This window comes from Shewanella sp. GJ50-10 (assembly GCF_055808815.1).
Window position 1 is genome coordinate 1,836,047 of record NZ_JBVVSS010000001.1, and the last position, 14,166, is coordinate 1,850,212.

Genomic DNA, 14,166 nt, shown 5'->3' on the forward strand with positions numbered 1-14,166 from the left:
CACTTAGCGTCTTAATATTCGCTCGTTTGGATCCAGCGTTGTGCATCGTTAATTTCGTCTAACCATTTTTGCTTGATTAACGGGTTAGCTTGAACGCGTGAATCGCCCCAATTGCCATTGGCGCAATCTGCTGCAGGTGGGCCTGATTTTTCTGCGCAGTACCACATAGCTTGCGATTCCCAGTTGGTATTAATATAGGCAACCGCTCTAATGACATCTTGATTAGTTTTAACAAAGTCAAAGAAGGGTTGGTACCATGCATCCCATAATGCTTCCGCTGTAATTGGCGTTTGCTCGTTTAACTGTATATAACTGTGGGTCAAAGCCGAGGTGCGATATCCTTGCGGTGCAGCTTCTGCAATCATGACAGGTTTTTTCTGTTCTTTGGCAAAGCGGAGGATTTGCTGTTGAGCGAAATCAGGTGTGTATTTAGGCTCATAATTCCATTGAGTTAAATCTCGATAAAATACAGATAATGAAATCCAGTCGACATATTGGTCACCTGGGTACCATTGATTTAAATGATCTGGGTTAGTGAAATCATATTTAGCAGCGTCATCACCGGCAATGGTTGGATCTGGCCAAGCGGCAGATTGCCAAACAGTTGCCACATTATCGAGATTGGCTTGGGCGATTTTGTTACTGATGCGTATAAATGCTTTCTTGTAACTTTCAGGTGAATAACAATTCCAGGCACCATCAAATTCATAACCAATGCGAAGAAAGACTTTTCTTGGTGCAATAGAGGCAAAGTACTGGTTCATTAATGTGATGCTCTCGTCGTACTTGCCATCGGCAATGTTCTGAGCATGATCAACATCATTGCAGCGGTCGAGTGCCAAACCAATCGCTAATGCAGCATTGGGTGACTCTGATAAGCTTTGTGTAAATGAAACGTCTCCCGCTTGCCAGTTAGCTACTTGATAAACAGCTGGCAATGCTTGGGCTGGATTGGCCGTTTTTAACGTAGTGTATAAGGTTATTGCTTCAATATTATCTTCTGGGTTTCCAGCAATATATTCTGAAATGGTGTCTGAATCTTGGCCTATAAAAAGCAGTTGCTTATTATTGGGAGGTAAAAATTTTGCTCCTTCAAATGTTGAAGATGCTTGATATTGCACTGACTCTGTAATGGTTTGTTTGTTAGATTGTATTAATTCAGAAGCACTTTGATTATTGTCTTTATCTGATTGACTACAGGCTGTTAGCCCATAAGTTGCTAGCAGTAATCCTGCTGCTGTTGTTTTATTTACAAATTTCATTTGGCCCCACCCAATAACGATAATTGTATTGACAAGATGTTTTGACAGTGAAGAGGTTTTTGATATTTATTGACAATGTGACTTTAAAAACCTTTGTTATCGCTAACAATACTAGTGTTGCAGGTTACAATTTGTCCAGTACTTTGTTAACATATATGTAATGTTTAATGCTTAGCTAATGATTATAAAACTAATTTTTTCTAAGGCTATAAGTCAGTTTTAGCTTGTCCGCACCCATTTATAATGGGGGATGTGCACTATTTACTTTGATTTTTAAACAGAGCTTGTTACCTTGTTATCTTGTAACAATTATTATTCTTTATATGAGTTCCCTTTATGAGTTCAACTACCAAGACAAATGCAAGAGTAAAAACCACCATCCAAGATGTGGCTGAATTGGCAGGTGTCTCAAAGATGACTGTCTCGAGAGTGTTAAATAATGATGAGAAAGTCAGCGATAAAACTCGGACTAAAGTACAAAAAGCTGCGAGCCAATTAAACTACCGTCCTAATATTTCCGCTAGGCGTTTAGCAAGCTCAAAGTCATATTTCATCGGTTTACTGTATGAAAACCCTAGTGAAGGCGGCTATGTTAGCCAGTTTATGTTGTCGGCGTTAAAAAGCTGCCGCAAACGTGGATATCACTTAGTTGTTGATGAATGTGATGGGACTCAGGATGAAAAATTAAAAATCACTCGTGATCTTGTAGAAGAGACAAGAGTTGATGGGGTGATTTTATTGCCACCATTTTGCAATAACATAGAGATCCTTAATGAATTAAAATCATTAAATGTACCCTATATCCGTGTCTCACCTGATATTGAACTTGGATTATCGCCATTTGTTTGTATGGATGATTATCAAGCCGCATATGACATGACAAATTTATTAATTGCCAAAGGCCATACTGATATTGGCTTCATTATTGGCCATCCTGAAGTCGGTGCAAGTCGATTACGTTATCAGGGTTTTTTAGATGCTATGCGTTCTAAAAAGTTACCAGTACCGCCAGAGCATATTGAACAAGGTATGTTTAGCTATAAATCGGGGTTAATTGCAGCTAAGTCATTGTTGGAGAGGGTAAACAAACCTACAGCCATATTTGCAAGTAATGATGATATGGCAGCTGCTGTAGTATCGGTAGGTAATTCTTTAGGGCTTAATGTTCCTGCGGATTTAAGTGTAGTAGGCTACGATGATACTCCTTTAGCAACCACTATCTGGCCACATATCACCACAGTGAAGCAGCCTATTGCAGCAATGGCAGAAACTTCAATTAGCTTATTAACCTCTGGCAAGGTCGATAAGCTCGATCAGACTAGCCTTTCTGAGTTACGTCATGTACTTGATTTTGAGATTAAAGAGCGAGACTCTGTCGAGATAAATTAATCAAAAACGATTGTTACCTAACTCAAAACTAAAAAGCAGCCTTATGGCTGCTTTTTTGATGGTTTGTCTCAAACCATTTAATAATTTATATAGAGCAAGGTTCAAACAAAAGAAATGAGAAAAGCATTATTTGTTGACATTGTGTTAATAACAAAATATGTTATCGGTAACATGAATGCGATGTTACAACACATAAAACAGTTGGTTATTCAACTGAACTTTTATTTGCATCGCTACAAAACTGTCATTTTTTGACTTTGGTCGGAGTAAATTATAGTGAAGTTGCAGTTTAATAATAATGCCATCGTACTGACTGATGAGTTTACCTTGGGTGTAGCAACCGCGGCTCAACAAATTGAAGGCGGGCGTTCACTAGATGGCCGAATTGATTCTATCTGGGATGCTTATGCTGCTCGCAAAGATACTATTGAGAACGGCGACACTCCAACTAATGCTTGCGAGCATTACCGCCTTCTAGATCAAGATATAGCGATGATTATTGATTTGGGCGTTGACGCTTATCGATTTTCGATAGCTTGGCCCAGAGTGATGAATGAACAAGGTGAGGTAAATCCTTTAGGGTTAGCCTTTTATGATCGAATTGTTGATGCATTATTAGCAAATGGCATTACTCCTTATATCACGTTATATCATTGGGATTTACCTGAATATCTACAAATGTCCGGTGGCTGGCAAAATAGAGTTACAACAGATTTATTTGCTCAATATGTCGATGTTATTAGCCAACATTTTAAAGATAGAGTACAACATTTCTCTACTTTAAATGAGCCATGGTGCAGTGCATTTTTAGGTAATTTATACGGTGTTCACGCGCCAGGTAACACTGATAGAAAAACAGCTTATATTGTCGGACATCATTTATTACTTGCTCATGGTAAAGCCTGTCGAGTTATTCGTAAAAATGTTAGTAACGCACAAATAGGGATTGTATTAAATGGCGGGCCTACCCAAGGTCTTACTGATTCAATAGAAGATAATTTAAAAGCAGAGCTTGCCTATCATGAAATGGTGAGTTTTTTTGCCGAACCAATTTATAAAGCTCAATACCCGTCATTACTTCGTAAAGTCTTTCCCGATTTGTTTGACATGGTTTTACCTGGGGATTTAGACATCATCTCGCAAGCATTAGATTACTTGGGCGTTAATTATTACACCCGTAACTTTGTCACGGATGCTCAAGATCATATCGGTTATCAAACCAAGGTCTCCCCTGATGCAATTGTTACTGCTATGGGATGGGAAGTATACCCACAAGGTCTAACTCAATTTTGTAAACAACTTAATGACTCTTATCAGCCTAAAGCAATATACATATTAGAAAATGGTGCTGCTTTTGATGATCAAGTTGTTGAAGGCGAGGTCAACGATGATGCTCGTTGTGAATATATTTATCAGCATTTGTTAGAAGTTGAAAATATGTTCAACTTTGGCGTTCCAATTAAAGGTTATTTCGTCTGGAGCCTTATGGATAATTTTGAATGGGCTTTTGGTTATAACAAACGATTCGGAATTGTTCATGTTGATTATCAAACGCAACAAAGAACTTTAAAACGCAGCGCTCATGCAATTAAAGCTTTATTAAAGCAAAAGAAACGTATTAACAACGTGAAATAAAATAGTACTCAAAGAAGGTAAGCTATTATGAAACCAAACATTAATCCCATATTGCCTGGGTTTAATCCAGATCCTAGTATTGTAAGAGTCGGTGATGATTACTATATTGCCGTTTCGACTTTCGAGTGGTATCCAGGGGTACAAATTTTTCACTCAAATGATTTGGTTAATTGGACGTTAGCTCATAGGCCTCTTAATAGAAAAGATTTACTGGATATGACCGGCGTACCAGATTCTTGTGGCGTTTGGGCACCTTGCTTGAGCTATGACAACGGAATGTTTTATCTGGTTTATTCTAATGTAAAGCGCTTCGATGGCAACTTTAAAGACACACCGAATTATCTTACTTGCTGTGAAACAATTGATGGTGAGTGGTCAAAACCTATTTATATGAACAGTAGCGGTTTTGATGCATCTTTATTCCATGATGAAGATGGTCGTAAATGGTTTTTAAATATGGTTTGGGATCACCGTCCTGATCGTACTTTTTTTGGTGGAACACTATTACAGGAATACTGTGAGAAAACGGAAAAATTAATAGGTAAACCGAAGAACATATTTGCGGGTAGCGAGATTGGTTTTACCGAAGGTCCGCATTTATATAAAAAGTCCGGATATTACTATCTGTTAACGGCAGAAGGGGGGACGGGTTATAACCATGCTTGTACTATGGCTCGTAGTAAAAGTATTGATGGGCCTTATGAAGTTGATCCCCAAGGCCCAATTGTGAGTTCTAAAGATGATCTTCACCATGGGTTACAGCGAAACGGGCACGGCGGCTTAGTCGAAACCCCTGACGGTAAGTGGTATTTAACGCACTTAACTTCAAGGCCTTTAGATTTAAATCAACCTGTTGAGAAACGTCGAAGTCCTTTAGGCCGAGAGTCCGCTATTGAGGAAGTAACATTTACTGAAGATGGCTGGTTTAGGTTAGTCACTGGCGATAAGCTTGCTCAGTTGAACCCACCAAGCTTAACAGCGACACCACAGCGCGACTTTTCATTCAGAGATAACTTTGATGGCGGGAGTATTTCAAATAATTTCCAATGGTTAAGAACGCCAACTCCTGAAACATTTTATCGTTTAGAGCCGCAATCTGCTGAATTAATAATAACAGGTAAGCACTCTGTTGGTAGTACATTTGAACAAGCCTTAATAGCGACAAGGCAGCGCTATTTTTCATTTAGTGCTGAAACAGAGTTAGTATTCAATCCTGATAATTTTCAGCAACAGGCGGGGCTAATTTGTTATTACAACGCCCATAAGTTTCATTATGCCTACATGTCTTTCGATGAAGAGTTAGGTTTGCACTTAGATGTTATGAGCTGCGAAGGTGATGAATCTTTAACGGCAAAGTTTCCTATTTTTGACAAAAGAATTCCTTTAATTTCATCTCGTGTTTTTCTTCGTGCTGAAGTTAATTATGGCTCATTAATCTTTAAGTACTCTCTAGATGGAACTGCTTGGCTTGCACTATGTGAGCTCGATTACAGCATCATTTCAGATGAAGCAGGCAAAGGTGAAGGAGCTAATTTTACGGGGGCTTTTGTCGGTATGTGTTGCCAAGATATGACTGGTTCAGACATTAGTGCAGAATTTAATTATTTTGATTATCAAGAACATCACTGTGAGTAGTGTTTTTAATTAATAGCGCAAGATAGAACAGGTGATTTTAATAGCGGCTAACGACTGTTGTAATTGTGGGGATTGCTTCAGTCTTTAGCCGTTTATTAAGCGATAGCCGATTATATAATCTGTAGGATAGCATTTAATTGTTATAGCTTAATTACCTTTTAGGAGAATGCCTTTAACAGGGTTCAGTTAATTGCTCTATTAAAACCATCATACCCAAAAGAATAATAACAAGGCAGTTTATGATTTCTAAAAGAGAAAATTGCGTACGGGCTTGGGGATACGGCAAGTAATATTGTATTTCAGGTCGTCGTTAACTTTATGGTGTTCTTTTACACTGATGTATTTGGTATTTCGGCCGCAGCAGTTGGTACTTTAATGTTATCCGTGCGCTTGTTTGATGCGATTACTGATCCATTAATGGGAGGGTTTGCTGATAGAACCAAAAGCAAATACGGTCGATATCGTCCGTATTTATTGTACGCATCAATTCCATATGCGGTGCTAGCTGTATTGGCTTTTACCACACCAGATTTATCTGAAAATGGAAAGCTCATTTATGCCTACATAACTTATGGTGCATTAATGACTGTGTATACCATCATTAATATTCCTTATTCTGCTTTGGGTGGTGTTATTACTAATGACCCAAAAGAGCGTGCTTCAGTGCAGTCATATCGTTTTGCATTGGCGATGGTTGGCGGGACTATCGTCACAGCGGTTACATTGCCTTTGGTCGACTTTTTTGCTGGTAGTACTGAAGATAAAGCTTACGGTTTTACAATGACATTGGCTATTTTATCTAGTTTAGCAGTTATTTGTTTTTGGATTTGTTTTGCCTTTACCAAAGAGCGGTCATCCCCTGAAGTATCAACTGAAACAAGTAAATCAAAGCTCAATATTTGGAGTGATTTATTGTCACTAAGGCATAATAAACCATTTCTGATGATTGCTGCTGCCGCATTTTTTTTACTTATCTTAGTGTCAATGCGTGGGGCTGTAGCACCTTATTACGTCACCTATTTTTTAGGACGAGAAGATCTAGTTAGCACCTTTATTACAGCAGGTATGTTGGCATCTTTAGTTGCTGCATTATCAACGAATGTACTTTCTAAGTATTTTTGTAAAGTTCAATTGTTTCGTTGGGGTTTAATTGGGGTCGTGGTGTTTCATGCAGTGATATATTTTTTAACCCCTGACGCACTCATCAGTATATTTATCATCAGTATGCTGGCACAGTTCAGTCAAATGATTGTTGTGCCATTAATGTTTTCGATGGTGGCAGATACAGCAGACTTTGGTGCATTAAAGACAGGGCGTAAAATCATGGCGATGAGCTTTTCTGCGCACTTACTGAGTATTAAGCTTGGCCTAGCAGTCGGTGGTGCACTTGTAGGTTGGTTATTATCTTATTTCGGTTACGTTGCTAATACTGAGCAAACGCCATTTGCGCTTACGGGGATCGTGTTTATCTTTAGTATTGCGGGTGCTATTTGTGGAATATTAGTCGCCATTGTTATGGCTAAGTATTCGTTAACTAATGAAAGAATGATTACAGTAAATGATGAATTAGCCGAGGTCCAACGATAGTGGTTTTGTTAACGTGGTTAAGCAGCAAAATGTATTAGCATGCTAACAAAATATTAGTTTGTTGAATTCAATTCTATGTATATTAAAAAACCAATCAAATAAAATTTGATTGGTTTTTTAATATACATAATGACTAATAAACACAAAAAAGTTCAACATCATTGGCTTTAAAAGGATTAGCAATACAGATTTGAGTTAGCGTTATTGGCTGATAATTTAATAGCTTTACTATGATTAAAACGCAAATATGTGATCTAAAAAACTAATAACCTACAATAATTTTATTAAATTAAAATACGGACTTTTATGTTCGATTAATTTAAGGGTACAGCGTAAACACATTGGACAGAATATATCTGTTGACGTTTCAAACCTTTCTATATTGACCATCTGATATTACCTAATTGAGGGTTAGTTCTTTCTGCTTTTCTTATTTATTATTTGACTATTTTGATTAGCAAGATTGACAAGCTGATACTCGCCTATTTCCTTTCTTCCACTGTTTTCACTTTTTTGTGGTCGCACTATTATTTGATGTATACGTGACTCAGCCAAGCTTCTGATTTTAAAGCATTACTTGAAGGGCTATCTTTTTGCGACTTAATTTATACAAGCCAATGGCAATGGTTCAAGATGACACTGATTATCAACCGGTTAGCGTTAGGGGCATGGTTTATATTGAAGTTCGGTCTCGTTTAACGTTTAACGTTTAACGTTTAACGTTTAACTTAAGATTCGTGACTTTTCTTATATGACATTCTGTGTTGCCTTAATAGGTGCCGCCATTAGTGAAGTTAATGCTAATTAAGGAAAAGGTAGTGACCTTAAATAAATTAATACGGAAATGTGATAATGGGTAATGTCAGATTAAAAGCTTATTTAAATCAATATAGTACCAAATCAAAACTTATAGCTGCTTAAATAGTGTTCAATGTTTGTGGTCTACGGTCGATAATACAATAGTCGTAGTGAGAGATTTGTGGCACCTAAATGCATTACAGTGTTTTAAAGCTGAAATCGTTTCACGCTTCCATAAATCACTTCTTCAGTTGGTTGTTATGCTTATTTATTCAAATATTAAGTAATTCATAGATTACACAACAACATAACGGATAAAAGTGAAGTTAAACTTCAATCATATGGTGATACCTCATGAATTCTGTTTATCTATTTTTCCGCAAAACAAGTATCGCGAATCGACTGCTTGCAATGATTATCGTGGCAGCATTAGCAACAATATTAATGTTTTTCTTTGCTTTTAATCGAATTGATAATGTTTTAGTTCAAGAAAAAGAAGCAAAACTCACCTCTTTAGTTGGTGTTGCCAGCTCCGTTATATCTCAGTTTCATCAAAAGACTCAAGAAGGTCTACTAACAGAGGATGAAGCTAAGGCTGCTGCAATATCGGCTTTGAATGCACTTAGATATTCAGGTAACGAATATTTCTTCACGATTAATTTAGACGGGGTTATGGTGCAACATGCTTTTGCAAAAAAGCTAATTGATACCAATGTGTTGTCTATGCGAGACCCTGATAATGTACCACTGTTCCAATTGATGATAGAGCGCACGAATCAAGCGAAGAATGCTACTGTTAATTATATGTGGAATAAGCCTAATCAAGATTTACCAAGTCCCAAGATGAGTGTAGTAGAGCGCTTCCAGCCGTGGGGGTGGGTAGTGGGAACAGGTATTTATATTGATGACATTCAAATACAACAGTCGACTTTTGTGATGCAGTATTTAGTGCTGTTATTGATCATATGGGTTCCGATTATTATCCTGTTAATTGTTATTACGCGAAGCATTGCAGAGCCGATGCAGCAAACGATTATCGCATTTGAAAACATTGCTAAAGGTGAAGGAGATTTAACACTTAGGCTTGCAGAAAATGGCCAAGACGAGCTTAATTTGATAGCGCAAAACTTTAATATCTTTACTAACAAGATCCAAAAGTTGGTGTCTTCCGTTGCAGTCTCTGTTTCTGAAAGTCATACATTGGCTAATGATTTGTCATCTATCTCTTCAAAAGCCAATCAAATTTCTTCTAGCGTTCAATTGGAAACAGAAAATGTTGCTACAGCAATTAATGAAATGTCGATGACTGCAGCAGAGGTTGCCTCAAATGCGCAAACTGCAGCAGACAGCGCCAATGTTGCAGACTCTGAAGCTGATAACACCGCTGCCATTGTTGATAATGCCATTGCTAAGATTGGCGATTTATCGACAGAATTACAGCAAACAGGATCTATCGCTAAAGGATTAAAAATTAGTTCTAGCCAAATAGGACAAATTTTAGACGTTATTGTAGGCATTGCAGAACAAACTAACCTACTGGCCTTAAATGCGGCAATTGAAGCTGCACGTGCAGGTGAGGCCGGACGAGGCTTTGCGGTTGTCGCTGATGAAGTAAGAACCCTTGCAAGCCGTACTCAGGATTCTACCAGAGAGATTAACGGCATTATTGATGCGATTAGAGAAGCAATTGAAAATGTAAATCAGTCAGTTGAAAAAGCGATCATCCAATCTGATGAAACGGTTGGTGAAACCCAAAAAGTAGAAATAGCTCTTGATTCAATTAAAACGGCAATTGGTGATATATCCCAGATGAATATACAAATTGCAGGTGCAACTGAAGAGCAAAGTGCCGTGATATCAGAATTAAATATGAATATCACTCGAATTAACGATATGTCGCTTGAAAATAAAACACACAATGAGCAACTTTCTCAAAGCAGCACTCAGATAGCTAATGGTTCAAATCAGTTAGGTGAAATTGTTGGTAACTTTAAAGTGTGATGAATACTGCCATTGATTGATGTTATTAATCAATGGCATTATTTTCTAACTTTCAGATAGTCGCTTATATGTTAAAACTTAGATGGTAAAATAAAAGAATAGATAGATTTTTAAAATAGAAGAGCAGATCAAGAATAAATATCATTAGAGCTATTCATTTCTAACGCAACTTGTCATTTCTATCAAAAGAAAACTAACGATAATTACATGTAGATATCCGCATCAAGATAGAATTAAAAATAAGACTGACTTCTTGTTAATAACACAAATCTAAGAGTGCGCTAAAAAGACTGAAAAGCAATTATTAATGAAGCCAGATATTAATTATGTCTGTATTAATATGGGGATTATTATTGTTTTAATTTTACCATGATGGATAAAACATCTTGATAAGATATTTTATACTCTCTTGATAACTGAATGACTTTTGCTTTATAGGTCTGGATATGTTCTTGTTTTACTAACTCAATTTGCTTTTCTTCTACTATCTCAGATACCACTTCTTCTAAAATTTTCATACGGCGTAAACTGTAATCCAACGAAGATAAGTATGTCTTCATTTGAACTCTATTACGGGCATTCTCAAGGTTTTTAGTGGTGCGATTTTCGAAATCTAATTCATCGAAAGCATTAATAACATTTTGTAAATTAATATCTGTCATATAGAAAACTACTTAAAGAGGTTAGTTAATTAAAAGCAATGTTAGTATTGCAGTGTTTTCATCCATGAACAATAGAGTATAAGCGACAGTCTATTCAGATTAATGAATTGTTTCAATAGCTATACCCGTTTATATTAATGTTAAATTCTATTCATTTTAGTACATGGAGTGTGTGATGTTAGATTTATTGCCTGACTTATTTGATTATTACGAAGATGAACTGACTTTAGTTCAATCAAATTGGAATACCTATGGTGGTAAAACTATTTTCTATGGCGAAGTAGTCACAGTTAAATGTTTTGAAGATAACTCTAAAGTGAAATCAACTCTAGCTAAGCCTGGAAAAGGTAAAGTGCTTGTGGTTGATGGCGGCGGTGTGTGTCGCCGAGCTTTATTAGGTGACATGATTGCAGAGTCTGCAGCAACCAACCATTGGGAAGGGATTATTATCTTTGGCGCTGTACGTGATGTTGGCACGCTTAAAACTATTGATATAGGGGTACAAGCATTAGCAAGTAATCCGATTAAAACTGTGAAAAAAGAGGTCGGCTCAGTCAATGTCGATATTGAAATAGAAGGCGTCACAATAAAACCCAGTATGATGGTTTATGCTGATGGCAACGGCATAGCTGTAACGAAAAAACCTTTAGATTTAACGGTATTAAGCTAAACTAATATTAACAACATAAGTAACTTAAAATTGAAGTTCAATTTGCTTACAAGGATGCAAACATGAAGGCACTTAAATGGCTATTAGGTATCGTGGCTGGCTTAGTATTAATACTGGTCGTGTATTTGACAGTATTTTTTGACCTCAATAGTTTTAAACCTCAAATCGTAGATGCAGTTAAAGAACAAACTGGGCGCGAATTTGTTATTGAAAATGATTTAAGTTGGAGTTTCTTCCCATCAATAGGGATAAACCTAGGTGGTATTTCACTATCCAATCCAGAAAACTTTGCCCCGGCTACGTTTGTTGAAATTAATGAAGCCGTTGCCAATGTAGAACTGATGCCTTTATTGAGCCAAGAAGTTCAAATCGCCATGCTTTCTTTAGATGGTTTAACGTTGAATATGGTTACCAAGAAGGACGGTTCGACAAGTTTAGATGGGTTAAGTGGTGAAAAAGCAGCAAAGAAAGAACCAAAAACTTCTTCAGAGCCTTCGAGCAATAAAGAGCCTTCGAGCATTAATATACAGCTTCAAAGCCTACAAATAGGTGGTGTATCGGTTACCAACACCACGATTAATCTTATCGATGAAATGAACGACACCAAACAGGTATTTGTATTAAATAGTTTAACACTCGGTGAGTTCTCATTAGGCAATGCAGCTGATTTTGCCTATGACTTTTCTGCCCAAATGCCAGATATGACAGTTGGCAGTAATGGTGAAGGCAAACTTACTGTTAGTAAAGATTTGACTAAAGTGACTATTGCAGGGTTTACGATTAACACTGATGTGGACGGTCAGAGTATCCCTAATAAGAAATTAACCACTCAGTTAATCACGGATATTAATCTTGGGTTAGATACACAAAGCTTACAGGTGGTAATTAGTAAACTGTCAGCGATGGATATTAATGCTACAGGTGATATTAAGGTTAATTACGGCAGTAAAATCCCTAAGATTAATGTCCAAATGGATTTTGGCGATATTGATCTTGATAAAATGATGCCACCGGCGAGTGAGAAGACTGACGATGGTTCGTCAGAAAAAGTTGCTTCAACTGAACCTGCTCATGAGCCCGATTTATCGGCATTAAAAACCTTAGATTTAACTTTAGGCATGACGGTTAAATCAATAAAAGTTTCTAATTTATTGACTCAAGACTGGAAAATGAAGGCGACGGTAAAAGACGGCATTGCTAATTTGAGCGATTTTTCTGCAAATTTATATGAAGGCAGCATAACTGCTAAAGCAAAACTTGATGGACGCCAAAAAGTTGCAAGTTATAACTTTGAAAAATCACTATCGGGAGTACAATTCCGCCCGTTATTGAAAGATGCTGCTGATATCGATTTGATTTCTGGTTCAGCAAATTTCAATATTAAAGGTTCTGGTAAGAGTCTGATCCCTGATAACTTAAAGAAAAACCTATTGGCAAATGGGGATTTTACTATTGCAGACGGTTCACTTTATGGAGTAAATATTCCGCAGATGATCCGTAGCGCTCAAGATAAGTTAAAAGGCGATTTATCTGCCCAGAATGAAGAAGAGCTTAAGACTGATTTCACCAGTTTGACAGGTAGTTACTCACTGAAAAATTCAGTGTTTACTAATCCTGATTTAGCAATGGCTTCGCCTTTAATTCGTTTAGCGGGTAATGGCAGCGCCAATATTGATTCTCAAACTGTTGACTATAAATTGACAACCTCAGTTGTTGGTTCGCTTTCAGGTCAAGGTGGCGACAGTGACCCATTGGCTGGAGTGGATATTCCATTGACGATTAAAGGCAGTATGCAAGACCCTAAATTCGGTATTGATACTAGCGCGTTATTTGATGCCAAGTTAAAAGGCGAAACAGATAAGCTAAAAGATAGCTTGTTCAAAAAATTAGGAGGGTTTTAATGAAACGTTTTATAGGTTGCTTAAGTTTGCTTTTAGTCGGTTGTAGTGCGACAAGTACCGATGTGACTGCAGAAGCAAGTACAGATGCTGCTGTCATAAAACCCGCTAAGGCAGTCAAATCGATTACCTTAGGAGCTGGAGTATCAACTATGGCTGAAACTGTGCTTGTTGGCTTTTTAGAAGCTAAGGAATATACCGATCCGACTAAAGCAATGTCTTTGATGTATACAGCGACCAATAGTCAAAGTCACAGTGTTAGCTTGAGGTTTAATTCAGGAATGACGGCAGACTTGTGGTTGTATGATCCAAAAGGGCAGAAAGTGTGGTCATCGTCGCAGGACATGATGTATACCCAAGCATTACGAGATGTGACGTTAGCGCCAGCACAAACCATTAAAACGCGTTTCAGTGTACCTGTTGCCATTATGGAGAAGGTTTCTGGCCCAGGTTACCGTTTTGAAGTGAAATTCGCTGGGAAAGTGGAAGGAAGTAGCATGCCGTTGATTAATGCTAACTCTACTCCATTAATCGTTAAGTAACTTATTTAAGTAAACCTGATAAGTCCGTTTATATAAGATGTGCAACAGCAACGAGTTTGCAACAAAAAGGCCAGTGAATCACTGGCC

The 14,166-nt window shown here is 37.5% G+C and carries 10 protein-coding genes; 8 read left to right on the top strand and 2 right to left on the bottom strand.

Annotation, left to right across the window (positions count from 1 at the left end; translation table 11 throughout):
• Window positions 1-11: 11 nt before the first annotated feature.
• Complete coding sequence (locus AC0L4E_RS07610; protein ID WP_473678690.1) at window positions 12-1,262, bottom strand: glycoside hydrolase family 26 protein; 1,251 nt, start codon at window positions 1,260-1,262, stop codon at window positions 12-14.
• 336 nt (window positions 1,263-1,598) lie between these two features.
• On the opposite strand from AC0L4E_RS07610, the gene AC0L4E_RS07615 reads away from it, so the two are divergent.
• The 5 genes from AC0L4E_RS07615 to AC0L4E_RS07635 all read left to right on the top strand — a co-directional run bounded on the left by AC0L4E_RS07615 (window position 1,599) and on the right by AC0L4E_RS07635 (window position 10,307).
• Window positions 1,599-2,651, top strand: coding sequence for a LacI family DNA-binding transcriptional regulator (locus AC0L4E_RS07615; protein WP_473678691.1), 1,053 nt, complete (start codon window positions 1,599-1,601; stop codon window positions 2,649-2,651).
• 276 nt (window positions 2,652-2,927) lie between these two features.
• A complete protein-coding gene (locus tag AC0L4E_RS07620) occupies window positions 2,928-4,286 on the top strand; it encodes a GH1 family beta-glucosidase (RefSeq protein ID WP_473678692.1) in 1,359 nt (452 codons plus the stop codon).
• Between the two features lie 27 nt (window positions 4,287-4,313).
• Window positions 4,314-5,921, top strand: coding sequence for a glycoside hydrolase family 43 protein (locus AC0L4E_RS07625; protein WP_473678693.1), 1,608 nt, complete (start codon window positions 4,314-4,316; stop codon window positions 5,919-5,921).
• Window positions 5,922-6,179: 258 nt separating this feature from the next.
• Entirely contained in the window at window positions 6,180-7,508 is a 1,329-nt protein-coding gene (locus AC0L4E_RS07630; protein WP_473681562.1) for a glycoside-pentoside-hexuronide (GPH):cation symporter, read from the top strand.
• Between the two features lie 1,152 nt (window positions 7,509-8,660).
• Window positions 8,661-10,307, top strand: a complete 1,647-nt coding sequence (locus AC0L4E_RS07635) for a methyl-accepting chemotaxis protein (RefSeq protein ID WP_473678694.1) — start codon at window positions 8,661-8,663, stop codon at window positions 10,305-10,307.
• Window positions 10,308-10,657: 350 nt separating this feature from the next.
• Here the strand turns inward: AC0L4E_RS07635 and AC0L4E_RS07640 are convergent, their stop codons facing one another.
• Window positions 10,658-10,969, bottom strand: coding sequence for a hypothetical protein (locus tag AC0L4E_RS07640; RefSeq protein ID WP_473678695.1), 312 nt, complete (start codon window positions 10,967-10,969; stop codon window positions 10,658-10,660).
• Window positions 10,970-11,144: 175 nt separating this feature from the next.
• Between AC0L4E_RS07640 and AC0L4E_RS07645 the strand changes: the two genes are divergently transcribed.
• The 3 genes from AC0L4E_RS07645 (at window position 11,145) to AC0L4E_RS07655 (ending at window position 14,079) form a co-directional block, all read left to right on the top strand.
• A complete protein-coding gene (locus AC0L4E_RS07645; RefSeq protein WP_473678696.1) occupies window positions 11,145-11,639 on the top strand; it encodes a putative 4-hydroxy-4-methyl-2-oxoglutarate aldolase in 495 nt (164 codons plus the stop codon).
• Between the two features lie 62 nt (window positions 11,640-11,701).
• On the top strand, window positions 11,702-13,540 hold the full coding sequence (locus AC0L4E_RS07650; protein WP_473678697.1) for an AsmA family protein: 1,839 nt from the start codon (window positions 11,702-11,704) through the stop codon (window positions 13,538-13,540).
• A complete protein-coding gene (locus AC0L4E_RS07655; RefSeq protein WP_473678698.1) occupies window positions 13,540-14,079 on the top strand; it encodes a BsuPI-related putative proteinase inhibitor in 540 nt (179 codons plus the stop codon). The genes AC0L4E_RS07650 and AC0L4E_RS07655 overlap by 1 nt, the downstream gene beginning before the upstream one ends.
• The last annotated feature ends 87 nt before the right edge of the window (window positions 14,080-14,166 follow it).